This is a genomic window from Micromonospora sp. NPDC051196, assembly GCF_040682415.1.
In the GTDB taxonomy this organism is placed as follows: domain Bacteria; phylum Actinomycetota; class Actinomycetes; order Mycobacteriales; family Micromonosporaceae; genus Micromonospora.
In genome coordinates, this window is record NZ_JBFBAY010000005.1 from 373,141 (window position 1) to 396,070 (window position 22,930).

23 protein-coding genes are annotated in these 22,930 nt (G+C 71.3%); 19 read left to right on the top strand and 4 right to left on the bottom strand.

Annotation, left to right across the window (positions count from 1 at the left end):
- Positions 1-2: 2 nt before the first annotated feature.
- On the bottom strand, positions 3-848 hold the full coding sequence (locus AB0M35_RS13970; RefSeq protein ID WP_363745101.1) for an ABC transporter permease subunit: 846 nt from the start codon (positions 846-848) through the stop codon (positions 3-5).
- The gene (locus AB0M35_RS13975) at positions 845-1,711 is read right to left on the bottom strand and encodes an ABC transporter substrate-binding protein (protein ID WP_363745103.1); all 867 of its coding nucleotides are present in this window, start codon (positions 1,709-1,711) and stop codon (positions 845-847) included. The genes AB0M35_RS13970 and AB0M35_RS13975 overlap by 4 nt, the downstream gene beginning before the upstream one ends.
- 121 nt (positions 1,712-1,832) lie before the next feature.
- Here AB0M35_RS13975 and AB0M35_RS13980 point away from each other — a divergent pair, with 121 nt between their 5' ends.
- From AB0M35_RS13980 to argH, 19 genes are all read left to right on the top strand, one after another.
- On the top strand, positions 1,833-2,114 hold the full coding sequence (locus AB0M35_RS13980; RefSeq protein WP_198408957.1) for a phosphoribosyl-ATP diphosphatase: 282 nt from the start codon (positions 1,833-1,835) through the stop codon (positions 2,112-2,114).
- Positions 2,115-2,157: 43 nt separating this feature from the next.
- A complete protein-coding gene (gene hisG, locus AB0M35_RS13985; RefSeq protein ID WP_363745105.1) occupies positions 2,158-3,003 on the top strand; it encodes an ATP phosphoribosyltransferase in 846 nt (281 codons plus the stop codon).
- Positions 3,004-3,074: 71 nt separating this feature from the next.
- Positions 3,075-3,602, top strand: coding sequence for a PH domain-containing protein (locus AB0M35_RS13990; RefSeq protein WP_363745107.1), 528 nt, complete (start codon positions 3,075-3,077; stop codon positions 3,600-3,602).
- Between the two features lie 417 nt (positions 3,603-4,019).
- On the top strand, positions 4,020-4,664 hold the full coding sequence (gene infC, locus AB0M35_RS13995) for a translation initiation factor IF-3 (protein ID WP_363745109.1): 645 nt from the start codon (positions 4,020-4,022) through the stop codon (positions 4,662-4,664).
- 20 nt (positions 4,665-4,684) lie between these two features.
- Positions 4,685-4,879, top strand: a complete 195-nt coding sequence (gene rpmI / locus AB0M35_RS14000) for a 50S ribosomal protein L35 (protein WP_363745111.1) — start codon at positions 4,685-4,687, stop codon at positions 4,877-4,879.
- A gap of 32 nt (positions 4,880-4,911) precedes the next feature.
- Positions 4,912-5,304 (top strand): 50S ribosomal protein L20, encoded by a 393-nt coding sequence (gene rplT / locus AB0M35_RS14005; protein ID WP_363745113.1) that lies wholly within the window; start codon positions 4,912-4,914, stop codon positions 5,302-5,304.
- Positions 5,305-5,373: 69 nt separating this feature from the next.
- Positions 5,374-6,171, top strand: a complete 798-nt coding sequence (locus AB0M35_RS14010) for an RNA methyltransferase (protein ID WP_363745115.1) — start codon at positions 5,374-5,376, stop codon at positions 6,169-6,171.
- 239 nt (positions 6,172-6,410) lie between these two features.
- On the top strand, positions 6,411-7,481 hold the full coding sequence (gene pheS / locus AB0M35_RS14015; RefSeq protein ID WP_363745117.1) for a phenylalanine--tRNA ligase subunit alpha: 1,071 nt from the start codon (positions 6,411-6,413) through the stop codon (positions 7,479-7,481).
- Positions 7,482-7,519: 38 nt separating this feature from the next.
- The gene (pheT, locus tag AB0M35_RS14020) at positions 7,520-10,096 is read left to right on the top strand and encodes a phenylalanine--tRNA ligase subunit beta (protein WP_363745119.1); all 2,577 of its coding nucleotides are present in this window, start codon (positions 7,520-7,522) and stop codon (positions 10,094-10,096) included.
- Positions 10,097-10,315: 219 nt separating this feature from the next.
- Positions 10,316-11,518, top strand: coding sequence for a nucleotide sugar dehydrogenase (locus tag AB0M35_RS14025; protein WP_363745121.1), 1,203 nt, complete (start codon positions 10,316-10,318; stop codon positions 11,516-11,518).
- Positions 11,515-12,294 carry a glycosyltransferase family 2 protein gene (locus AB0M35_RS14030; RefSeq protein ID WP_363745123.1) on the top strand — a complete coding sequence of 260 codons (780 nt, stop codon included), beginning with the start codon at positions 11,515-11,517 and terminating at the stop codon, positions 12,292-12,294. Before AB0M35_RS14025 ends, AB0M35_RS14030 begins: the two co-directional genes overlap by 4 nt.
- Before the next feature lie 8 nt (positions 12,295-12,302).
- Positions 12,303-13,328, top strand: coding sequence for an NAD-dependent epimerase/dehydratase family protein (locus tag AB0M35_RS14035; protein WP_363745125.1), 1,026 nt, complete (start codon positions 12,303-12,305; stop codon positions 13,326-13,328).
- A 146-nt stretch (positions 13,329-13,474) separates the two neighbouring features.
- Positions 13,475-14,476 (top strand): N-acetyl-gamma-glutamyl-phosphate reductase, encoded by a 1,002-nt coding sequence (gene argC, locus AB0M35_RS14040; RefSeq protein WP_363745127.1) that lies wholly within the window; start codon positions 13,475-13,477, stop codon positions 14,474-14,476.
- Positions 14,473-15,645, top strand: coding sequence for a bifunctional glutamate N-acetyltransferase/amino-acid acetyltransferase ArgJ (argJ, locus tag AB0M35_RS14045; protein WP_363745129.1), 1,173 nt, complete (start codon positions 14,473-14,475; stop codon positions 15,643-15,645). The genes argC and argJ overlap by 4 nt, the downstream gene beginning before the upstream one ends.
- 2 nt (positions 15,646-15,647) lie before the next feature.
- Positions 15,648-16,583: an acetylglutamate kinase gene (gene argB, locus AB0M35_RS14050; protein ID WP_363745239.1), complete on the top strand. Its 936-nt coding sequence runs from the start codon at positions 15,648-15,650 to the stop codon at positions 16,581-16,583.
- The gene (locus tag AB0M35_RS14055; RefSeq protein ID WP_363745131.1) at positions 16,580-17,845 is read left to right on the top strand and encodes an acetylornithine transaminase; all 1,266 of its coding nucleotides are present in this window, start codon (positions 16,580-16,582) and stop codon (positions 17,843-17,845) included. The genes argB and AB0M35_RS14055 overlap by 4 nt, the downstream gene beginning before the upstream one ends.
- Positions 17,842-18,762, top strand: a complete 921-nt coding sequence (argF, locus tag AB0M35_RS14060; RefSeq protein WP_363745133.1) for an ornithine carbamoyltransferase — start codon at positions 17,842-17,844, stop codon at positions 18,760-18,762. Before AB0M35_RS14055 ends, argF begins: the two co-directional genes overlap by 4 nt.
- A gap of 6 nt (positions 18,763-18,768) precedes the next feature.
- Complete coding sequence (locus AB0M35_RS14065) at positions 18,769-19,284, top strand: arginine repressor (protein ID WP_363745135.1); 516 nt, start codon at positions 18,769-18,771, stop codon at positions 19,282-19,284.
- A 40-nt stretch (positions 19,285-19,324) separates the two neighbouring features.
- Complete coding sequence (gene argH, locus AB0M35_RS14070) at positions 19,325-20,788, top strand: argininosuccinate lyase (RefSeq protein WP_363745241.1); 1,464 nt, start codon at positions 19,325-19,327, stop codon at positions 20,786-20,788.
- Between the two features lie 138 nt (positions 20,789-20,926).
- Here argH and AB0M35_RS14075 read toward each other — a convergent pair whose 3' ends face one another.
- Both AB0M35_RS14075 and AB0M35_RS14080 read right to left on the bottom strand, forming a co-directional pair.
- Positions 20,927-21,343 (bottom strand): DNA-binding protein, encoded by a 417-nt coding sequence (locus AB0M35_RS14075; protein WP_363745137.1) that lies wholly within the window; start codon positions 21,341-21,343, stop codon positions 20,927-20,929.
- Between the two features lie 109 nt (positions 21,344-21,452).
- Complete coding sequence (locus tag AB0M35_RS14080) at positions 21,453-22,169, bottom strand: alpha/beta hydrolase (protein ID WP_363745139.1); 717 nt, start codon at positions 22,167-22,169, stop codon at positions 21,453-21,455.
- Positions 22,170-22,930: the final 761 nt, after the last annotated feature.

Here is a 22,930-nt window from a genome sequence, read left to right on the forward strand (position 1 = left end):
GCTCAGCCTCCGGACTGGCGTCGGGCCGCCCGCAGCGTCACCCGGTCGGTGACGGCGATCAGCGGAATGGCCAGCAGCACGAAGAGCACCCCGGCCACGATGTACGGCGTGTAGTTGAAGGTCTGCGCCGTGGCGATCTGGGCGGCTCGGACCGCGTCGATCGGCCCGGCCAGCGAGACCAGGCCGACGTCCTTCTGCAACGCCACCACGTCGTTGAGCAGCGGCGGTGCCACCCGCCGGACGGCCTGGGGCAGCACCACGTGCCGCATGGTCTGCCGGTAGGTCAGGCCCAGCGACCGGGCCGCCGCGAGCTGGCTGGGATGCACCGACTCGATGCCGGCGCGGAACACCTCGGCCAGGTAGCCGCCGTAGGTGAGCACCAGTGCCAGCCCGCCCAGCACCAGCACCGACGGCATGCCCTGCAACCGCAGGCCGGGCACGCCGAGGGTGAGCACGTAGAGCACGATGATCAGCGGCAGGCCCCGGAAGGCGTACGTGTAGCTGGTGGCCAGTGCCCGGATCGGGAAGAAGACCGGCCCGCGCAGGGTGCGCAGGATCGCGATCAGCAGCCCGAGCAGCAGCGCGCCGATCGCGCAGCAGACCAGCAGCCGTACGTTGAGCCAGAGCCCGGTCAGCACCTCGGGCAGCGCGTCGCGGGCGATCTGCGGATCGAGGAAGGAATCGCGGACCCGGTCCCAGCCGGGCGCCCCGGTCACCGCGATCGCCAGCAGTGTGCCGATCGCCGCCGTGGAGGCGGCGGCGATCAGCACGCTCAGCACGGTCTGCCGGCGTCGGTACGCCTCGCGGGCCCGCTGGGCGGGGGAGGGGACGTAGCGGGTCTTGCTCACGTGAGCTCAGGGGCTCCCGCGACCTGGGCCAGCCACTGCTGCTCCAACTGCTTCAACATTCCGTCGGCGGCGAGTTGCCCGACCGCACTGCTGACGCAGCCGGTCAGCGGCGAGTTCTTGTCCAGCAGCAGCCCGAACGCCTCCGGGGTGCCCACCTGCGGCAACTGCCCGACGATCACCGCGTCGTCGATCTCGGCGGCGGTGATGTAGAAGGCGGTGGGCAGGTCGACGACCAGCCCGTCGAGCTGGCCGTTCTGCAGGGCCTTCTTGGCGTCGTCGTTGCTGTTGTAGACCTGCGGCTGCGCCTTCGGCTTGATCACATCGGTGATCGCCTGGTAGCTCGTCGTCCCGACCTGGGCGCCGAGCTTGGCGTCGCGCAGGTCGGCCAGGGCGGTCTTGCCGGCGATCTTGGAGGACTTCAGGGCGATGACGGTCTGCCGCACCAGGTAGTAGGGCGCGGTGAAGTCGACCGCCTGCTTGCGCTCCTCGGTGATGGAGAACTGGTTGATGTCGAAGTCGAAGGTCTTCGGGCCGGGCGCGATGGCGGAGTCGAACTTCACCCGGGTCCAGACGACCTCGTCGCGGGTGTAGCCGAGCTTCTCGGCGACCGCGTACGCCACCGCGGACTCGAAGCCCTCACCGCTGTCGGGCTTGTTGTCGACGAACCACGGCTGGTAGGCCGGCTCGTCGGTGGCGATGGTGAGCTTGCCGGGGGTCCGGGTGGGTAAGTTCTCCTTCGCGCACGCGGTGGCGCCGGTGGCCGAGATCTGGGGGGCGGGCTCGCTCTGCGGCGCGCAGGCGGTGACGGCGAAAAGGACCGCGCCGGCCGTGGCTAGCGTACGGATGCGTGGGGTGCTGACCATGGCCGACAGCGTACGACCACCATCGTCAGGCGTCGAAGGGGTGTCCCACCATGCTGGTAGGGAATGCTGGTCCCGCTCACCGGTCACCGTCGGACCCGGTGCGAACCGCGACCGAGGGCGACTGGGAGAATCCGGTTCCGTGAAGACGTTCGAGGAGTTGTTCGCCGAGCTGCAGGCCAAGGCCGCGGCCGGCACCCCCGGCTCGGGCACGGTCGCCGCGCTGGAGAAGGGGGTGCACTTCATCGGCAAGAAGGTGGTCGAGGAGGCCGCCGAGTCGTGGATGGCCGCCGAGCATGAGGGGCCCGAACGCACCGCCGAGGAGATCTCCCAGCTGCTCTATCAGGTTCAGGTGTTGATGCTCGCCAGCGGGCTGGAGCTCAAGGACGTCTACCGACATCTCTGAGTGCCCGCCGTCGACCTCAACCCGATCGAAGGAGCACTCCGTCATGCTGCGTGTCGCCGTACCCAACAAGGGCGCCCTGGCCTCCTCGGCCGCCGAGATGCTGCGCGAGGCGGGCTACCGCCAGCGCACCGACCCGAAGGACCTGGTCTGCCGGGACGAGGCCAATGACGTCGAATTCTTCTACCTGCGGCCGAAGGACATCGCCACCTATGTCGGCTCGGGTGACCTGGACGTCGGAATCACCGGCCGGGACCTGCTGATCGACTCCGGCGCGCCGGCCGAGGAGGTCGTCGACCTGAACTTCGGCCGGGCCACCTTCCGCTTCGCCGCCCGGCCCGACGACGTCGACGACGTACGGGAGTTGGGCGGGCACCGGATCGCCACCGCGTACCCGGGGCTGGTCGAACGCCACCTCGGCGAGTTGGGTGTCAAGGCCGAGGTGATCCGCCTCGACGGCGCGGTGGAGAACGCCATCCGCCTGGGGGTGGCCGACGTGGTGGCCGACGTGGTCGAGACCGGCGCCACGCTGCGCCAGGCCGGTCTGGTGGTCTTCGGCGAGCCGCTGCTGCGCAGCTCGGCGGTGCTGGTCCGCCGGGTCGGTGCGGCCTCCCACCCACAGGCCGAGCAGTTGCTGCGCCGGCTGCACGGGGTGCTGGTGGCCCGCCGGTACGTGATGCTCGCCTACGACGTACCGGCCGGCCTGCTGGACCGGGCCAGCTCGTTGACCCCGGGCATCGAGTCGCCGACCGTCTCTCCGCTGCACCGGGAGGGCTGGGTGGCGGTGCAGGCCATGGTGCTGCGCGACGATGTGCACCGGATCATGGACGAGCTATACGACCTCGGCGCCCGGGCGATCCTGGTCACCAACATCCACGCCTGCCGGTTGTGACCGGGGCGGCGGGTGGTGCCGCTGCGTGTGGCACCGTCCGGCGGGCCGGGCGCGGATGGCAGACTGGTGCCATGAGTCAGCGGGACGCAGCGCAGCCGGGTGCCGGCACGGCCGACCGTGGGCCGGTGACCGGCGGCGAGCCGGTCCGGCTCCGGCCCCGGCGCATCCGGGTGGTCTGCTGGGTGTCGGCGGTCGTGGTGGTGGTGCTGTTCGCGGTGATCGCCACCACGCTGACCGGGCCCACCGGCAACGGCTACGGCACCTTCCAGCGCGGCGACCAGTTCGCCATGATCGGGCTCGGGGTGCTCTTCGCCCTCGGCGCCCTGCTGTTCACCCGCCCCCGGGTCGAGGCGGACGCGCGCGGCGTGCGGGTTCGCAACATCATCGGCTCGTACGAACTGCCCTGGGAGGTCGTCCGGGGGATCCGGTTCGACCGTGGTGCTCCGTGGGCCGCCTTGGAGTTGTACGACGACGACCTGCTGCCGGTGGTCGCGCTCCAGGCCGCCGACAAGCAGCTCGCGGTCGACGGGGTTCGTGCCCTACGCCGGCTGCACCAGGCGCACCTGGCCGCCCTCGCCGAGGGTGCCCCCGGCGCCTGACCGTCCGTCGGCGGGCCGCCCCGGGCACCAGCAGTTCACGCTGTCGAGCTGAGGGCGGAAACGGATCGGGCGGCAAGGTGGGGCGGTGCCGGCGGGGAGACCCGGCCGGTTTGAGGTCCCGATGGCCGGGGGTGTAGTGTGGTCAGGTCGACCAGGCTGTCCGCGTGAGCGGGTGGCCACGAAAGTGGAGCGCCTGCTCCCACCCGAGTTCGCCGACTGTGGCGGCCGGGTCCGGTCCCCGGTTCCGGGCACGTTCCGGCTCCGGATGCGCGATCCTGTGATCGTGCCGACCGGTCGAGCGGGCCCTGGCATGCGCCGGGGCCTTCTGCTTTCCGGGCCGGTTCCCGTCGGGAACCGCAAGGGTCGGCCACCGATGAAGAACCGACTCGAGGAGGCCCCATCAGCGTCGAACCACGCGTGAACGAGCAGATCCGGGCACGTGAGGTCCGACTGGTCGGCCCCGAGGGTGAGCAGGTGGGCATCGTCCCGCTGGAGCGCGCCCTTCAGCTGGCCGCGGACGTCGATCTGGACCTGGTCGAGGTTGCGCCGATGGCGCGCCCGCCGGTGTGCAAGCTCATGGACTTCGGCAAGTTCAAGTACGAGAGCGCACTGAAGGCGCGCGAAGCGCGGCGTAACCAGCAGCAGACCGTCATCAAGGAGATGAAGCTCCGGCCGAAGATCGATCCGCACGACTACGAGACCAAGAAGGGTCACGTGGTGCGGTTCCTCAAGGCCGGCGACAAGGTCAAGGTGACGATCATGTTCCGCGGTCGCGAGCAGAGTCGTCCGGAGCTGGGTTACCGGCTTCTGCGCCGGCTTGAGTCCGAGATCACGGAACTGGGATACGTCGAGTCCGCTCCTAAGCAGGACGGCCGAAACATGATCATGGTTCTCGCTCCGCACCGGGCCGTGAAGGCCTCCGCGGTCGCCGCCACGGCGTCCCGTGGTGGACCCCGGGAGCGGACCGCGGAGGAGCCCGCGGCGGCTGCCGAAACCGCTGCGGTCGGTGAGAGCGCAGCAGCCGGTGAGACCGGCGAGACCGCTGACACCAGCGGCCAGTAACAGGGGAGAAGACGTTCCACATGCCGAAGATGAAGAGCCACACGGGGACGGGTAAGCGGGTCCGCGTAACCGGCAAGGGCAAGATCATGAAGCAGCAGGCCGGTCTGCGCCACAACCTGGAGAAGAAGCCCTCCACCCGTACCCGCCGGCTGACGGGCGTGGTCGAGGCCGCCAAGTCCGACGTCAAGCGCATCAAGAAGCTGCTCGGCCGCTGACGCGCGCCACCTGAGCCCAAGAAGGAGTTGAGATGGCACGCGTCAAGCGGGCTGTGAACGCCCAGAAGAAGCGCCGTACCCTGCTGGAGACCGCGAGTGGTTACCGCGGTCAGCGCTCCCGGCTGTACCGCAAGGCCAAGGAGCAGGTGCTGCACTCGATGCAGTACGCCTACCGGGACCGTCGCGACCGTAAGGGCGACTTCCGGCAGTTGTGGATCCAGCGGATCAACGCGGGTGCCCGCGCCAACGGGATGACCTACAACCGGCTGATCCAGGGCCTGCGCCTGGCCGGCATCGAGGTCGACCGCAAGATCCTGGCCGACCTGGCCGTCAACGACGCCGCCGCGTTCGCGGCGATCGTCGAGCTGGCTCGGGCCGCGGTGCAGGCCGAGGGCATCGGCGGCGCGGCGGCCCAGGCCGCCTGATCCCCGCACAGCGCAGCGAGGCGTCCCTCGACGACGGGGGGCGCCTCGCGCGTGTGTGGTGAGGACACCATGCCTTTCACGCCGCGTACCCCCAGGGTGGTCGCCGCCCGCCGGCTGCAACGCCGCCGCGAACGCGAGGCCGCCGGCCGGTTCCTGGCCGAGGGGCCGCAGGCGGTCCGCGAGGCACTGGCCCGGCCCCGGACGGTGGTCGAGCTGTTCGGCACATCCGCCGCGCTCGATCGGTACGCCGACCTGGCGGCGGTCGCCGCCGGAGCCGACGTACCCGTCTCCGAGGTGACCGACGAGGCCCTCGCGGCGCTCGCCGAGACCGTCGCCCCGCAGGGCCTGGTCGCCGTCTGCCAGCACCTCGACGTGCCACTGGAGGCCGCGCTGTCCCGCCAGCCGCGGTTGGTCGCGGTGCTCGCGGGCATCCGTGACCCGGGCAACGCCGGCACCGTGCTGCGCACCGCCGACGCGGCCGGCGCCGCGGCGGTGGTCTTCGCCGGGGAGGCGGTCGACCCGTACAACGGCAAATGCGTCCGGTCGTCGGCGGGCAGCCTGTTCCACGTCGACGTGGTCCGGGAACCCGACCCGGCGACCGTGGTCGCCGCCGCCCGGGCCGCCGGTCTGGCCGTGCTCGCCGCCACCGGCTACGGCGAAGCGGATCTCGACGAGTTGGCCGATGCCGGCCGCCTGACTGTTCCCACCGCGTGGCTTTTCGGCTCCGAGGCGCACGGGCTGCCCGAACAGTTGATCGAGGCCGCCGACGCCCGGGTCCGGGTGCCACTGCACGGGCGGGCCGAGAGCCTCAACCTGGCTGCGGCAGCGGCGGTCTGCCTGTACGCTTCGGCGAGAGCACAGCGCTGACGTGAGGTCACGCGCAGGAACATGTGCAGATCCAGGATCATGTGCAGAGCACGAGGAGAGCGGCTCTGATGGTGGACGCACCACGATGTACGTTTAGCCAGCCCGCCGGTGTCGGCGGGCGGCGGGCCTGACCTGCTCTCCGCACAACTCCCACCGGCGGGCTGCGGCGCAGCCGCGCGTCCGTAGACTCGCTTCGCCGCCGTGAGGGCCGGCGCCGCCGTGAGGAGTGCCCGTACGCCATGACCTACCGCAACGATCCCTACGACCCGAAGCAGGTCGCCCTGCTCGACCCGGCTGCCCTGGCCGAGGCCGTGACCGAGGCCGAGAAGGCGTTCGCCGCCGCCGGTGACCCTGACGCGCTGGCCGTGGTACGCCCGGCGCACCTCGGCGACCGGGCTCCGGTCTCGCTGGCCCGCCGGGAGATCGGCGCGCTGCCGCCCGCCGCCAAGGCCGACGCCGGCAAACGGGTCAACGAGGCCCGCCGCAGCATCGAGCAGGCCTACGCCGCCCGGGCCGAGGTGCTGGACCGCGAGCAGGCGCAGCGGGTCCTGGTCGCCGAGCGTGTCGACGTGACGCTGCCCTACGACCGGCGCCCACGTGGCTCCCGGCACCCCATCACCGTGCTGATGGAACAGATCAGTGACCTGTTCATCGGGATGGGCTACGAGGTGGCCGAGGGGCCCGAGGTCGAGTTGGAGTGGACGAACTTCGACGCGCTCAACATCCCCGTCGACCACCCGGCCCGCGGCCTGATGGACACCTTCCACATCGCACCGGCCGAGGAGTCGGGGCTGGTGCTGCGCACCCACACCTCGCCGGTGCAGGCGCGCACCATGCTCACCCGCAAGCCGCCGATCTACGTGGTCGTACCCGGCCGGGTGTACCGCACCGACGAGTTGGACGCCACCCACTCCCCGGTCTTCCACCAGGTCGAGGGCCTGGTGGTGGACAAGGGCATCACCATGGCCCACCTGCGCGGCACGCTCGACCACTTCGCCCGGGCCATGTTCGGCGAGGGCGCGAAGACCCGGTTCCGGCCGCACTACTTCCCGTTCACCGAGCCGTCGGCGGAGTTCGACGTGTGGTTCCCGGAGCACCGCAAGGGCCCACAGTGGGTCGAGTGGGGCGGCTGCGGCATGGTCAACCCGCGGGTGCTGCGGGCCTGCGGCATCGACCCGGAGGTCTACTCCGGGTTCGCCTTCGGCATGGGCATCGACCGCACCGTGATGTTCCGACACGGGGTGGGCGACATGCGGGACATGGTCGAGGGCGACGTCCGGTTCACCCGGGCGTTCGGCCACGGGGCGTAGTGCGGGCGCGCGAGTTACGGAGACGGTGGTAACGAGTCATGCGAGTTTCTGTCAGTTGGTTGCGGGAGTACGTCGACCTTCCGGACCTGCCTGTCGCCGAACTGGAACGGGCCCTGGTCGACCTGGGCATCGAGGTCGAGTCCATCGTGGACCTGTCCGCCACGGTCACCGGTCAGTTGGTGGTCGGCGAGGTCCTCGAGATCGAGGAGTTGACCGGCTTCAAGAAGCCGATCCGGTTCTGCCGGGTCGACGTCGGTGCCGCCAACGGCACCGGTGAACCGCAGGAGATCGTCTGCGGGGCGCGCAACTTCGCCCCCGGTGACCGGGTCGTGGTGATCCTGCCCGGCGGGGTACTGCCGGGCGGCTTCGCCATCGGCGCCCGCAAGACGTACGGGCGCAACTCCCACGGCATGATCTGCTCGGTCAAGGAACTGGGCCTGGGTGACGACCACTCCGGCATCCTGGTGCTGCCCGAGCATGTCGTGGCCAAGCCTGGTGACGACGCCCGTCCGGTGGTCGGGCTCAACGACGTCGTCGTCGAAGTGGAGATCACTCCCGACCGGGGCTACCAGATGTCGCTGCGCGGGCTCGCCCGCGAACTGGCGCACGCCTTCGGCGTCGGCTTCCAGGACCCGGGTCGGGCGCCCGCGACGCCCGGTACCGCCGCACCGGCGTACCCGGTCGAGGTGCGCGACCCGGTCGGCTGTGACCGGTTCGCGGCCCGGATGGTGCGCGGCGTCGACCCGACGGCGCAGACCCCGGAGTGGATGCAGCGGCGACTCACCGTCGCCGGCATCCGCAGCATCTCGCTGCCCGTCGACATCACCAACTACGTGATGCTCGAACTCGGGCAGCCGATGCACGCGTTCGACGCCGACCGGATCACCGGCCCGCTGGTGGTCCGCCGGGCCGTACCGGGGGAGAAGCTGACCACGCTCGACGGGGTGACCCGCGCCCTGGCCCCGGAGGACATGGTCATCTGCGATGCCGGCCTGCCCAACCCCCTCGCGGGCGACGGCGACGGTCTGCCGATCTCGCTCGCCGCCGTGATGGGCGGCGAGACCAGCGAGGTGCTGCCCAGCACCGTCAACGTGCTGTTCGAGGCCGCGCACTGGGATCCGGCGATGGTGGGGCGTACCGCGCGCCGGCACAAGCTGTTCAGCGAGGCGGCGAAGCGGTGGGAGCGGGGCGTCGACCCGGCCCTGCCGCTGGTCGCCCTGGACCGGGCGGTCGCGCTGCTCACCACGTACGCGGGCGGCACCGCCGGTGACGAGGTGCTGGATCTCGACCACGTCGCGCCGCGTACCCCGGTGACGCTGCCGGTCGACCTGCCGAGCCGGCGGGTCGGTGTGGCGTACCCGCCGGCGCGGGTGGTCGCCCTGCTGGAACACATCGGCTGCACCGTGGCCCGGGGCGCCGACCGGCTGGCCGAGGACCCGGGCGAGGTGGCCGTCACCGCGGGTGACACCGACGTCCTCAGCGTCACCCCGCCGACCTGGCGGCCCGACCTGACCGACCCGGCCGACCTGGTCGAGGAGGTGGTCCGCCTCGACGGGTACGACAAGGTGCCGTCGCTGCTGCCCACCGCACCGCCCGGCCGGGGGCTGACCTGGCCGCAGCGGCGCAACCGGGCGGTGGCCCGGACGCTGGCCGATCGGGGTTACGTCGAGGTCCTCGCGCATCCGTTCGTCTCCACCGAGCTGGCCGACCAGCTCGCCCTGCCCGCCGACGACCCGCGCCGCCAGGCCGTACGGGTGGCCAATCCGCTGTCGGACGAGGAGCCGTTGCTGCGTACCACGCTGCTCGGTCCGCTGCTCGGCATCGTCCGGCGCAACCTCGGTCGTGGCCTGCGTGACCTGGCACTCTATGAGATCGGCGTGGTCTTCCACCCGCGCCCGGGTGCCGGCAGCCCGCCGGCCATGGGCGTCGAGAGGCGACCCACCGACACCGAGTTCGCCGCCGCCGACGCGGTGGTCCCGCACCAGCCCCGGCACGTCGCCGTCGTACTGACCGGCGACATCGAGCCGGCCGGCTGGTGGGGTGCCGGGCGACCGGCATCCTGGGCGGACGCCGTCGAGGCAGGCCGCGAGGTGCTGGCAGCAGCCGGCATTCCCGCCGACCGGATCGAGGTACGGGCCGCCGAGTACGCCCCCTGGCACCCCGGCCGCTGCGCGCAGCTGCTGGTCGACGGGGCGGTCGTCGGTCACGCCGGCGAACTGCACCCGGCGGTGCTGGCCACGTTGGAGCTGCCCCGGCGTACCAGTGCCATGGAGCTGGACCTGGACGCGTTGCCGGCAGCGCCGGTGCTGCCCGCGCCCGCGGTCTCCGGCTTCCCGCCGGCCCTGATCGACGTGGCGTTGGTGGTCGACGAGGCGGTTCCCGCCCAGGCCGTCCAGCAGGCCCTCACCGAGGGCGCCGGTGAACTGCTGGAGTCGGTGCGCCTGTTCGACGTGTACGCCTCGGAGCAGCTCGGAGCCGGCCGCAAGTCATTGGCCTACAAGCTCACCTTCCGGGCCCCCGACCGCACCCTCACCGTCGAGGAGGCCGTCGCAGCCCGCGACGCCGCAGTGGCCCGCGCCACCGAACGCGTCGGCGCCACCCTCCGCGGCGCCTGAGCTGTAAGGAAGGGCCCCTTCTTAACGCCTCGTGCATAGGAAGGGGCCCTTCTTAACATTCATCGGCGTGGCACTTCCCGATTCGAAACGGGGCAGCATCGGCCGAAAGGTCAGCACGGTTGGATTATTTGGTTACCCACGAGTCACCTCTGAGGGGTTAGCCTGCTGTGATCCCGATGACCCTGGGATCACACCCGCCACCCCCACGGGAGCCCTCTCATGCCCGATGAGCCACCCGCCTCGGTCGACGTCTGCATAGTCGGTGGTTGCGGCCGGGTGGGCCTGCCACTGGGCATTGCGTTCGCCGCCCGCGGGCTCTCCGTCGTGCTGTACGACATCAACGCCGACGCCGTCGCCACGGTCAACTCGGCGACCCTGCCCTTCGCCGAGGCCGGGGCGGCCGAACCCCTGGCCGAGGCGGTCGCCGCCGGCCGGCTGCGGGCCACCACCGACCCGGCCGCGGTCGGCACCTCCGAGCATCTGGTGGTGGTGGTCGGCACCCCGGTCGACGAGCACCTCAACCCGGACCTGGGTGCGGTGCCCCGGGCGTTGGAACGCTGTGCGGAGCATCTGCGGGACGGACAGTTGGTGGTGCTGCGCAGCACCGTCTACCCGGGAGTGACGGCGCTGACCGAGAAGTTGCTGGCCGGGCGGGGGGTGCACGCCGACGTCGCCTTCTGCCCGGAGCGTATCGCCGAGGGCCACGCAATGACCGAACTGTTCACGCTGCCGCAGATCGTGGCGGCGCGTACGCCGCAGTCTTCGGCCCGGGCGGAGAAGCTGTTCCGGCACCTGACCGACCGGATCGTCACGCTGACGCCCGAGGAGGCGGAGCTGGCGAAGTTGTTCACCAACACCTGGCGGTACATCAAGTTCGCCACCGCCAACCAGTTCTGGATGATGGCCAACGACTTCGGGCTGGACTTCGCCCGGATCCGGCACGCCGTGGCGTACGAGTATCCGCGCGCCGCAGACCTGCCGATGCCCGGGTTCGCGGCCGGGCCGTGCCTGTTCAAGGACACCATGCAGTTGGCCGCCTTCAACCGGAACAATTTCGTGCTCGGCCACTCGGCGATGCTGATCAACGAGGGTCTGCCGCTGTACCTGGTCTCCCGACTGGAGGACCGGTTCGACCTGGCCGCCTCGACGGTGGGCATCCTCGGCATGGCGTTCAAGGGCGGCAGCGACGACCCCCGGGAGAGCCTGGCGTACAAGCTGCGCAAGATCCTGGCGTTGAAGACCCGGGAGACGATCTGCACCGACCCGTACGTGGTCGACGAGCGATTCGTCGACCTCGACGAGGTGCTGCAAAGGGCCGACCTGCTGGTCATCGCCGCCCCGCACGAGCAGTACGCCCGCCTGGACACCGACAAACCGGTGATCGACATGTGGGGCCTGACCGGGCAGGGGGTGCGGGTGTGATCCCTCGGGTCTCGGTGATCGTGCCGGTCTACAACGAGGGCGCGGCGATCGTGCGCTGCCTGGAGCGGATGCTGCGGGAGATGCTGCTGCCGGCCGAGGTGCTCATCGTGCACGACATGCCGGAGGACACCACCGTCCCGTACGTCGAGCAGGCTGCCCGCACCGACCCGCGGGTGCGGGCGGTGCTCAACACCTACGGGCGGGGGCCGGCCAACGCGATCCGGTTCGGCATCGACGTGGCGCGGGCGCCGGTCGTGGTGGTGACGATGGCTGATGGCTGTGACGATCCCCGGCAGATCGACGAGTTGGCTCGGCTGGTGGACCGGGGTGTGGTGGTTGCCGCCGCCTCCCGGTACATGCCCGGCGGTCAGCAGGTGGGTGGCCCGAGGTTGAAGCGGCTGATGTCCCGTTGGGCGGGGCGCAGCCTCTACACCCTGGCGCGGGTGGGCACCCGGGACGCGACCAACAGCTTCAAGGCGTACGACACCGCCTTTGTCCGTGAGGTGGGCATCGAGTCGCGGACCGGTTTCGAGATCGGGCTGGAGTTGACCGCCAAGGCGACGCGGTTGCGGTTGCCGGTGGCGGAGATCCCGACGATCTGGCTGGACCGGCCGCTCGGTGAGTCCCACTTCGACCTGGGCCGGTTCCTCCCCGGTTACCTGCGCTGGTATCTGTTCGCCTACGGTCGACGGCTGAGCCGGGAGAAGCTGGCCGCCCGGATCCGACCGGCGGCGGTGCAGACCGTCGAGTCCACCGAGTACGAGAAGACCGCATAGGAGCGCACGTGGCGAAGGTCCTGGTTACTGGTTCGGCCGGCTTCATCGGCGGCTACCTGGTCGCGGAGCTGTTGGACCGGGGCCACGAGGTCGTCGGGGTGGACAACTTCTCCAAGTACGGCCCGGTCAGCCACAGCTACGACACCCATCCCCGGTTCCGGTTCGTCGAGGGCGACGCCCGCGACACCGACCTGCTGACCGAGCTGCTCGACGGTTGTGACCACCTGGTCGCCGGGGCGGCGATGATCGGCGGGATCTCCTACTTCCACGCGTACGCCTATGACCTGCTCGCCACCAACGAGCGGATCATGGCAGCCACCTGCGACGCGGCGCTGCGAGCCCACCGCGACGGCACCCTGACCAAGGTCACCTACCTCTCCTCCTCGATGGTGTACGAGTCGACCGAGCACTGGCCGAGCCGGGAGGGTGACGAGCGGCGCATCCCGCCACCGCTGTCGTCGTACGGCTTCCAGAAGTTGGCCGTGGAGTACTACGCCCGGGCCGCCTGGGAGCAGTACCAGTTGCCGTACACGATCGTGCGGCCGTTCAACTGCGTGGGCGTGGGGGAGGGACGGGCGCTGGGCCAGGCCGAGGTGCTCTCCGGCAACGTGAAACTGGCCATGTCGCACGTGGTGCCCGACCTGGTGCAGAAGATCGTCAAGGGGCAGGATCCGCTGCACATCCTCGGTGAGGGCGATCAGGTGCGGCACTACACCTACGGCGGTGACCTGGCCCGGGGTATCGCGTCGGCGATCGAGCATCCGGCGGCCCACAACGAGGACTTCAACCTCTCCACCGCCCGGTCGACCACGGTGTTGGAGTTGGCCGAGCTGATTTGGCGCAAGATCAAGGGCCCGGACGTGCCGTTCCGGTACGTCAGCGACGAACCGTTCCGCTACGACGTGCGTAAGCGGGTGCCGGACACCGCGAAGGCCGCCGAGGTGCTGGGCTTCACCGCGACCACCTCGCTCGACGAGATGCTCGACGAGGTCATCCCGTGGGTCACCGACGCGGTGCACACCGGCCGCCTGTAGGGGTAAGGAAGGGCCCCCTGTTAACGCCTCCGGTAGAGCAGGGGCCCCTTCTTAACAAGAAAGCATTCTCATGCGGCCGACTGCATGAACTTGCAGCTCCAGGCTGACTGCTGCTAGCCTCCCTGCATAGTCATACGGAGGTAGGCATGGGAATCCGGGTCGCGGTCGCCGGTGCGAGTGGCTACGCGGGTGGTGAGTTACTTCGCCTGCTCGCCGGACATCCCGAGTTCGACCTGGTCACCGCCACGGCGCACAGCCAGGCGGGGCAGCGGGTCGACAGCGTACACCCGCAGCTCGTCGGGCTGGACCACACCTTCGCCGAGACCGTACCGGAGACCCTCGCCGAGGCCGACCTGGTCTTCCTCGCGCTGCCGCACGGCCAGTCCGCCGCCCTCGCCGCGCAACTGCCCGCCGGCGTCCGGGTCGTGGACCTGGGGGCGGACCACCGGCTCGCCGACGGCGACGCCTGGGCCCGCTACTACGGCGGCCCGCACGCCGGGGCCTGGACCTACGGACTGCCGGAACTGCCCGGGCAGGCCGAACGGATCGCCGCCGCCACCCGGGTCGCCAACACCGGCTGTTACGCCGCCACCATCATCCTCGCGCTGGCGCCGCTGATCGCCGCCGGTGTCGCCGAGCCCGCCGACGTGGTGGTCGTCGCCGCGTCCGGCACCTCCGGGGCCGGTCGGGCCGCCAAGACCCACCTGCTGGCCAGCGAGGTGATGGGCGACCTGTCGCCCTACAAGGTCGGCGCCCACCAGCACGTACCGGAGATCAAGCAGGCCAGCGGGGCGACCGGGCTGTCCTTCACCCCGGTGCTCGCGCCGATGCCGCGCGGCATCCTGGCCACCGTGACCGCGCTGCCGGCCGGTCCGGCGGACCCACGGGAGGTGCTGGCGCAGGCGTACGCGGACAGCCCCTTCGTGCACCTGCTGCCCGAGGGCCGCTGGCCGCACACGGCGGCGACCCTGGGCAGCAACTCCTGCCACCTGCAAGCCGGCGTCGACGTCGACTCCGGCCGACTGATCGTGGTCGCCGCGCTGGACAACCTCGGCAAGGGCGCCGCCGGTCAGGCGGTGCAGAACGCCAACCTGATGTTCGGCCTGCCCGAGACCACGGGCCTGTCCCCGCTGGGGGTAACGCCATGACCGTCACCACACCTGCCGGGTTCCGGGCGGCCGGGGTCGCCGCCGGACTCAAGACCAGCGGGGCACCGGACGTCGCGGTGGTCGTCAACGACGGCCCGGACACCGGCGTCGCCGGCGTCTTCACCAGCAACCGGGTCAAGGCCGCGCCGGTGCTCTGGACCGAGCAGGTGCTCCACGGCGGGATGGTCCGGGCGGTGGTGCTCAACTCGGGCGGGGCGAACGCCTGCACCGGCCCGGCCGGCTTCCAGGACACCCACGCCACCGCCGAACACGCCGCCGCCGAGCTGACCGCGCAGCACCCCGGCCAGCCGTTCGGCGCGGGTGAGGTGGCGATCTGCTCGACCGGCCTGATCGGTGAGCGGCTGCCGATGGACAAGCTCCTGCCGGGGGTGGGCGCCGCCATCGGGGGCCTGAGCGCCGACGGCGGGGAGGCCGCCGCCGAGGCCATCATGACCACGGACACCCGACCGAAGACCACGGTGGTCTCCGGCGACGGCTGGACCGTCGGCGGCATGGCCAAAGGCGCCGGCATGCTCGCCCCGGCGATGGCCACCATGCTCTGCGTACTGACCACCGACGCGGTCGCCGACCCGCAGACGCTCGACGCCGCGTTGCGCGCCGCCACCCGGGTCACCTTCGACCGGATCGACTCCGACGGCTGCATGTCCACCAACGACACGGTGCTGCTGCTGGCCAGCGGCGCCTCCGGCGTCACGCCGGTCGCTGCGGAGTTGACTGCGGCGGTCACCGCCGCCTGCCACGACCTGGCCCAGCAGTTGATCGCCGACGCCGAGGGTGCCACCAAACAGATCGCCATCGAGGTGGTCGGCGCGGCCGACGAGGACGACGCGGTCGAGGTGGGCCGGTCGGTGGCCCGCAACAACCTGGTGAAGACCGCGCTGTTCGGCAACGACCCGAACTGGGGTCGGATCCTCGCCGCCGTCGGCACCACCGCCGCCGAGTTCGAGCCGGACGCCGTCGATGTGGCCGTCAACGGGATCTGGGTCTGCCGGGCTGGGGCCGCCGCCGAGGACCGCTCGAAGGTCGACCTGACCGGCCGGGACGTCACCATCCGCATCGACCTGCACGCCGGTGCCACCGAGGCGACGGTGTGGACCAACGACCTGTCGCACGCGTACGTGCACGAGAACTCGGCCTACTCGACATGAGCATGAACCTGAACTCGGACCTGACCCGCGCGCAGGCCAAGGCGGCCACGCTGATCGAGGCGCTGCCCTGGCTGGAGCGGCTCTCCGGTGCCACCGTGGTCGTCAAGTACGGCGGCAACGCCATGATCGATCCGGAGTTGCAGCGGGCCTTCGCCGCCGACATGGTGTTCCTGCGCCACGTCGGCCTGAAGCCGGTCGTGGTGCACGGCGGCGGACCGCAGATCTCGGCGATGCTCGGCCGGCTCGGCATCGACAGCGAGTTCCGGGGCGGCCTGCGGGTGACCACGCCGGAGGCGATGGACGTGGTCCGGATGGTGCTGGTCGGCCAGGTCGGGCGGGAACTGGTCGGGCTGATCAACTCCCACGGCCCGTTCGCGGTCGGCCTCTCCGGTGAGGACGCCGGCCTGTTCACCGCGGTACGCCGCCCGGCGTACGTCGACGGGGAACCGGTCGACGTCGGGCAGGTCGGCGACGTCGAGTCGGTGAACATCTCCGCGGTGGCGGATCTGATCGCGGCCGGCCGCATCCCGGTGATCTCCACCGTCGCGCCGGACGTCGACGGGGTGCTGCACAACCTCAACGCCGACACCGCCGCCGCCGCGCTCGCGGTCGCGTTGCAGGCCCGCAAGCTGGTCGTACTCACCGACGTGCCCGGTCTCTACGCCAACTGGCCGGACACCTCCAGCCTGATCAGCGAGATCACCACCGACGACCTGGCGAAGCTGCTGCCGTCACTGGAGTCGGGCATGGTGCCCAAGATGGAAGCCTGTCTGCGGGCGGTCAGCGGCGGCGTGCCGGCCGCGCACGTGGTGGACGGCCGGGTCGCCCACTCCACTCTGCTGGAAGTATTCACCTCGGAAGGCTTCGGAACCATGGTCGTGAGCGCGCCCAGCGAGGTTGCCGGCCCCGCGAACCAGGAAGGCTCGGTGGCGTCATGACCGCCCTCAGCGACCGGTGGCGTCAGTCCATGATGGACAACTACGGCACTCCACCGTTGGCCCTCGTCTCCGGCTCCGGCGCCGTCGTGGTCGACGACACCGGCCGGGAGTACGTCGACCTGCTCGGCGGCATCGCCGTCAACTCCCTCGGGCACGCCCATCCGGCGGTGGTGGCCGCCGTGTCCAAGCAGGTCGCCACCCTCGGACACGTGTCGAATCTGTTCATCTCCGAGCCTCCGGTGGCCCTGGCCGAGTTGCTGCTGGCCCTCGCCGGCCGACCCGGCCGGGTCTTCTTCGCCAACTCCGGCGCGGAAGCCAACGAGGCGGCGTTCAAACTGTCCCGGCGCACCGGCCGCACCCACGTGGTGGCCACCGTGGGTGGCTTCCACGGCCGCACCATGGGAGCCCTCGCACTGACCGGCCAGCCCGCCAAGGCCGACCCGTTCCGCCCGCTGCCCGGCGAGGTCACCCACGTCCCGTACGGCGACGTGGCCGCGCTGGAGGCGGCGGTCACCGACGCCACCGCCATGGTGATCCTGGAGCCGATCCAGGGCGAGAACGGCGTGGTCGTCCCGCCCGCCGGCTACCTCGCCGCCGCGCGGCGGATCACCACCCGGCACGGCGCCCTGCTGGTACTCGACGAGGTGCAGACCGGGATCGGGCGCACCGGACACTGGTTCGCCCACCAGGCCGACGGCGTCGAACCGGATGTGGTGACCCTGGCCAAGGGGCTCGGCGGTGGGCTGCCCATCGGCGCCACCCTCGCCTTCGGCCCGGCCGCCGACCTGCTGGCCCCCGGCTCGCACGGCACCACCTTCGGCGGTAACCCGATCAGCTGCGCCGCCGCCCTCGCGGTGATCTCCACCATCGCCCACGAAGGGCTGCTCGACCACGTCAAGCGGGTCGGCGAACGGCTCCGCCGGGGCATCGAGGCGCTCGGGCATCCGCTGGTCGGCGGAGTCCGGGGCGCCGGGTTGCTGCTCGGCGTGACGCTGATCGCGCCGGTGGCGCCCGCCGCCGCCACGGCCCTGCGTACGGCCGGCTTCCTGGTCAACCCGGTGCAGCCGGACGTGCTCCGGCTCGCCCCGCCGCTGATCCTCACCGCCGCGCAGGCGGACGCCTTCCTGGCCGCCCTGCCCACCGCGCTGACCGCCGCCGCGTCCGTGGCGCCCGGAGCCACGGACCAGCACCCGCGCGGACCGATCGCCGTACAAACCACCCCGACCGACGCGGACCCGACACCGACGGAGGCCCCCGCATGACCCGGCACTTCCTGCGCGACGACGACCTCACCCCCGCCGAGCAGTCCGCCGTGCTCGACCTGGCGGCCCGGATGAAGGCCGACCGCTTCGCGCACACCCCGCTGGCCGGGCCCCGGGCGGTGGCCGTGCTGTTCGACAAGCAGAGCCTGCGTACCCGGATCTCCTTCGACGTCGGCATCGCCGAACTCGGCGGCCACCCCCTCGTGGTGGACACCCAGGTCACCCACTTCGGTCGGGGTGAGGCCCTGAGCGACGCCGGCCGGGTGCTGTCCCGGTACGTGGCCGCGATCGTGCTGCGTACCCACGGCGACGACCGGATCGCCGAGGTGGCCGCCGGGGCGTCCGTGCCGGTGGTCAACGCGCTGACCGACGGCTTCCACCCCTGCCAACTGCTGGCCGACCTGCTCACCGTGCGGGAGCGGTGCGGCGGCACCGCCGGACGGACCCTGACCTACGTCGGCGACGCGGCGAACAACATGGCCCACTCGTACCTGCTGGCCGGGGTGACCGCCGGGATGCACGTGCGGGTCGCCGGACCGGCCGGCTTCCAGCCCGCCGCCGAGGTGGTCGCCCGGGCGCAGGAGATCGCCGCCGGCACCGGTGGCTCGGTGCAGGTGCTCACCGACCCGGTGGCCGCGGTCCGCGACGCCGACGTGGTCGCCACCGACACCTGGACCTCGATGGGACAGGAGAGCGACGGGTTGGACCGGATCACCCCGTTCCTGCCCTACCAGGTCAACAAGACGCTGCTCGCTCAGGCGGCGCCGGAGGCGATCGTGCTGCACTGCCTGCCCGCGCACCGGGGCGAGGAGATCACCGACGAGGTGCTCGACGGCCCGCAGAGCGCGGTGTTCGACCAGGCGGAGAATCGGCTGCACGCCCAGAAGGCACTGCTGACCTTCCTGCTGGCAGGGTAAGACCCTATGACCGCACCCCTGACCCGTGCCGCCCGACATGCCCGAATCGTCGAGCTGATCCGTGACAAGGCGATCCGGTCGCAGACCGAACTCGCCGAACTGCTCGGCGACGAGGGGGTCCAGGTCACCCAGGCCACCCTCTCCCGGGACCTGAAGGAACTCGGCGCGGTCACCGCCCGCGGCGGTGACGGCCGAGCCGTGTACGTCATCCCCGAAGACGGGCACCGCCCGTTGCGCGATGCGGAGGCGGCCCCGGCCCGGCTGGTACGGCTGCTGCGCGAGCTGCTCAACGAGGTGGACTCCAGCGGCAACATCGCCGTCCTGCGCACCCCACCGGGCGCAGCTCAGTACCTGGCCAGCGCGTTGGACCGGGCGGGCCTGCCGGAGGTCGTCGGCACCATCGCCGGCGACGACACCATCCTCGTCGTCGCCCGCGAGAGCGACGGTGGGGCCGCGCTCGGCGAACGCCTCGCCGGCTGGGCCCGCCGTGAGGACAACCCCGAAGGGAGCGCTACGCCATGATCGAAGCCCAGTTGGGTCGGGTGCGATCGTGACCACCAGAATGGGCGGGGTGGACGACAAGAGCCTGACCGAGAACAGCACCGCAGCCAACCGGACGAGCCTGTGGGGTGGCCGGTTCGCCGGCGGCCCGTCGGAAGCGCTCGCCCGGCTGTCGGTGAGCGTCCAGTTCGACTGGCGACTGGCCCCGTACGACATCGCCGGTTCCCGGGCCCACGCCCGGGTGCTGGCCGGCGCCGGCCTGCTCGACCCGGAGGAACTGGGCCGCATCCTCGCCGCCCTGGACGACCTGGAGGCCGCCTGCGCCTCCGGCGCCTTCCGGCCGACCGTCGACGACGAGGACGTGCACACCGCACTGGAACGCGGCCTGTTGGAACGTCTCGGCAGCCTCGGCGGCAAGCTGCGCGCCGGGCGGTCCCGCAACGACCAGGTCGCCACCGACCTGCGGCTCTACCTGCGTGACCACGCCCGTGGCGTGGCCGCCCGACTGGTCGAGCTGGCCGAGGCGCTGGTCGAGCAGGCCGAGCGGCACGTCGACACCGCCGCCCCCGGCATGACCCACCTCCAGCACGCCCAGCCGGTCACCTTCGGTCACTGGCTGCTGGCGCACGTCCAGCCGCTGCTGCGCGACCTGGATCGGCTGCGCGACTGGGACCACCGGGCCGCCGTCAGCCCGCTCGGCGCCGGAGCGCTCGCCGGGTCGGGGCTGCCGCTGGACCCGGTGGCGGTCTCCAAGGAACTGGGCTTCCGCACCTCGTTCGCCAACTCGATGGACGCGGTCGCCGACCGGGACTTCGTCGCCGAGTTCCTCTTCATCACCGCGATGATCGGCGTGCACCTGTCCCGCCTCGGCGAGGAGGTGGTGCTCTGGACGTCGCAGGAGTTCGGCTGGGTCGAGCTGGACGACGCCTTCGCCACCGGCTCGTCGATCATGCCGCAGAAGAAGAACGCGGACATCGCCGAGCTGGCCCGGGGCAAGTCCGGCCGGCTCGTCGGCGGGCTGGTCGCCGTACTGACCATGCTCAAGGGCCTGCCCATGACCTACGACCGGGACATGCAGGAGGACAAGGAGCCGGCCTTCGACGCGGTCGACACCCTGGAACTGCTGCTGCCGGCCCTCGCCGGGATGATCTCCACCATGACGGTACGCGTCGACCGCCTGGTCGCTGCCGCACCGGTGGGCTTCTCGCTGGCCACCGAGGTGGCCGACTGGCTGGTCCGCAAGGGCGTGCCGTTCCGTGACGCCCACGAGATCACCGGCAAGCTGGTGGCGCTCTGTGCCGCCCGGGACTGCGCCCTGGACGAGGTCTCCGACGCCGACCTGGCCACCGTCAGCGAACACCTCGACCCGTCCGTACGCGACGTCCTCTCGGTTCGCTCGGCGCTGGCGGCCCGGATCACCCCCGGCTCCACCGGCCCCGGCCCGGTCGCCGACCAACTCGCCGCCGCCGCCGACCACCTCGCCACCTGGCGCGAATGGTCCGCCGAAACCGTCGTCCCCCGCTGACCGGAGCCCTCGCTCCTGCGTGCGGTGCCTGCAACTTCGGGGAAGATGCTGCTTCCAGCTCCATTGAGACCGCATCTTCCCCGAACTTGCTGCCCGATGTATCGACGAGGGCCTTGCGGTCCCTGGGGGCAAGGTGGTTCAGGGGGCGGTTCGGGTTTGCGGGGTGCGGGCGGTGAGGCGGTCGTGGCGTTGTTTGGCGGCCTGGGCGCTGCCCAGGCCGAGCCCTTGGCCGATCGTCTGCCAGGTCAGGCCACGGCTGCGGGCCAGCTGGAACAGGCCCGCCTCCATGGTGTCGATCTCCGCGCGCAGGTGCGGGAAGAGGGCCAGCGCGGCGAGCAGGTCCGCCTCGTCCACCGGCTCCTCGCCCGGTTCCGGCTCGGCTGCCCCGGCGGCCAGTGCCAGGAGTACGGCGATCGCCTCGTAGGGGTCGGCGGCGTACGGGTTGGTGTGCCGTCGCCGCTGCTGTTCGGTGGCGGCGTGCCGCTCGGTGAGTCGTTGCAGCGCGGCGTAGCGGTGGTGTGCTCGATCCTCGGACCTGGTGTCGGAGTCGGTCATCCGCCCAGTTCAACACTTCAACGAAGTGTTGTCAACGAATCGTTGAAGTGTTGAACCTGAACCTGGTGCGCCACGGACCGGCGTATCAGGTGGCGACTGAGCCGGAACATCAGCCGCCCACGCCTCGGACCGCCTCGATGATGGTCTCCGCGACCTCACCCGGCCGGGCCACAGCCATCGCGTGCGAGCCGCCCTCGATCTCGCGCTGACCCCGCGGGTTGGCCCGCTCCGCCATGAACCGGTGCGCGGCGACCGGGATGTTCATGTCGGCGTCGCCGAAGATGAACCAGCTGGGCAGCGACCGCCAGGCGGGGTCGCCGACGAGGCCGTCGTTGAGGGCCTGCTCGGTGACCGGCCGCTGGGTCCGGGCCATCAGTGAGGCGAGGTCGGCGGGCGCGTCCGCGGCGAACTGCTTGTGGTAAGCCTCCTGGCCGATCGCCACCTCGTTGCCGCCGGTCGACACCGGATACTGCACCAGCGTGCCGGCGAGGGTGCTGCCGGGGAACTGCCCGGACAACGACAGCGCCGACTCACCGGTGTCCGGCGCGAACGAGTTGACGTAGACGAGGGCCCGCACCGACGGATTGTCGGCCGCCGCCTGCGTGGTCACCATGCCGCCGTACGAATGGCCGACGAGCACGACCGGGCCACCCACCCACCGCATCACGTCCCCCAGGTACGCGGCGTCACCGGGAAGGCTCCGCAGCGGGTTGGCGAGCGCGACCACGTGGTAACCGGCACCCAGCCGGTCGATCACACCGTTCCAGCTTGCCGACTCGGCGAACGCTCCGTGCACGAGAATGACGGTGGGCTGCTGATCGGACATGCGCACGCTCCCTCACTCCGATACCTGTTCACCGCCGGCGGCGCCGGTCACCCGCGATTACCCGCCAGGTCGGCGTGAAACCTCGTGGTCGACTCGGCGGACGGTCCGGCCGGGCTGAACGCGGGCGATCAGCCAGTCGTAGCGGTGTCTAGCCCGGGTGATCTTATGATCCAGATGTGGCGATGGGGGCTCGTGATGGCTGGCGGTGGTGGCTGAGCGCGGGCAGTGCAGGACTGGTGGTGTTGCCGTACTGGCAGGGTGTGCGCTGGCCGGCGGTGGTGGCGGCGGTCTTCGGCGTGATCGTGGTCAGTGCGTGGGCGTGGGGCACCCGCGGCGGCCGTGGGGTGGGTCTGGTTGTCGGTGTCGGGTTCATCGTCGTGCTGGCTGCGGTGTTCGTCGTCTCGCAGTGGCCTCGCGGCCTGGCGGTAGCGCCGTGGCTTGACTGGTTCGTGGTGTGGTTGCTGGTCGGTGCGGTGTGCCTGGCAGCGTTGGTCGTCGACCGCCTCTGGCATGCCTCGATGGTGGAGTGGAACTGGCTGACGGTTCGGTGGTTCGCCTCGGTGGTGCCGCTGGCCGGCGTGGTGCTGCTGTGCGGTGGTGGGCTCGGTATCGCCCAGATCGACGGTGACGGCAGGTTCCGGAAATCCGTTGGCGACGATGAGATCCTTCCGCTGCCGACGTCGCTGCGCCTGGTCTCGGCTGACACGTGTGCCTCTGGCGGTAGCAGCGGCAACTGCACGGCCGAGTTCGTGGTGACGGCT

Bases quoted from the DNA above. Each gene is read 5' to 3' on its own strand.
- AB0M35_RS14055 (WP_363745131.1), top strand. From the start codon at position 16,580: ATGACCGCCCTCAGCGACCGGTGGCGTCAGTCCATGATGGACAACTAC.
- argH (WP_363745241.1), top strand. From the start codon at position 19,325: ATGGGCGGGGTGGACGACAAGAGCCTGACCGAGAACAGCACCGCAGCC.
- AB0M35_RS14075 (WP_363745137.1), bottom strand. From the start codon at position 21,343: ATGACCGACTCCGACACCAGGTCCGAGGATCGAGCACACCACCGCTAC.
- AB0M35_RS13990 (WP_363745107.1), top strand. From the start codon at position 3,075: ATGAGTCAGCGGGACGCAGCGCAGCCGGGTGCCGGCACGGCCGACCGT.
- AB0M35_RS14010 (WP_363745115.1), top strand. From the start codon at position 5,374: ATGCCTTTCACGCCGCGTACCCCCAGGGTGGTCGCCGCCCGCCGGCTG.
- hisG (WP_363745105.1), top strand. From the start codon at position 2,158: ATGCTGCGTGTCGCCGTACCCAACAAGGGCGCCCTGGCCTCCTCGGCC.
- AB0M35_RS14065 (WP_363745135.1), top strand. From the start codon at position 18,769: ATGACCGCACCCCTGACCCGTGCCGCCCGACATGCCCGAATCGTCGAG.
- rpmI (WP_363745111.1), top strand. From the start codon at position 4,685: ATGCCGAAGATGAAGAGCCACACGGGGACGGGTAAGCGGGTCCGCGTA.
- rplT (WP_363745113.1), top strand. From the start codon at position 4,912: ATGGCACGCGTCAAGCGGGCTGTGAACGCCCAGAAGAAGCGCCGTACC.
- argF (WP_363745133.1), top strand. From the start codon at position 17,842: ATGACCCGGCACTTCCTGCGCGACGACGACCTCACCCCCGCCGAGCAG.
- pheT (WP_363745119.1), top strand. From the start codon at position 7,520: ATGCGAGTTTCTGTCAGTTGGTTGCGGGAGTACGTCGACCTTCCGGAC.
- argC (WP_363745127.1), top strand. From the start codon at position 13,475: ATGGGAATCCGGGTCGCGGTCGCCGGTGCGAGTGGCTACGCGGGTGGT.
- AB0M35_RS14025 (WP_363745121.1), top strand. From the start codon at position 10,316: ATGCCCGATGAGCCACCCGCCTCGGTCGACGTCTGCATAGTCGGTGGT.
- AB0M35_RS14080 (WP_363745139.1), bottom strand. From the start codon at position 22,169: ATGTCCGATCAGCAGCCCACCGTCATTCTCGTGCACGGAGCGTTCGCC.
- argB (WP_363745239.1), top strand. From the start codon at position 15,648: ATGAACCTGAACTCGGACCTGACCCGCGCGCAGGCCAAGGCGGCCACG.
- AB0M35_RS13975 (WP_363745103.1), bottom strand. From the start codon at position 1,711: ATGGTCAGCACCCCACGCATCCGTACGCTAGCCACGGCCGGCGCGGTC.
- pheS (WP_363745117.1), top strand. From the start codon at position 6,411: ATGACCTACCGCAACGATCCCTACGACCCGAAGCAGGTCGCCCTGCTC.
- argJ (WP_363745129.1), top strand. From the start codon at position 14,473: ATGACCGTCACCACACCTGCCGGGTTCCGGGCGGCCGGGGTCGCCGCC.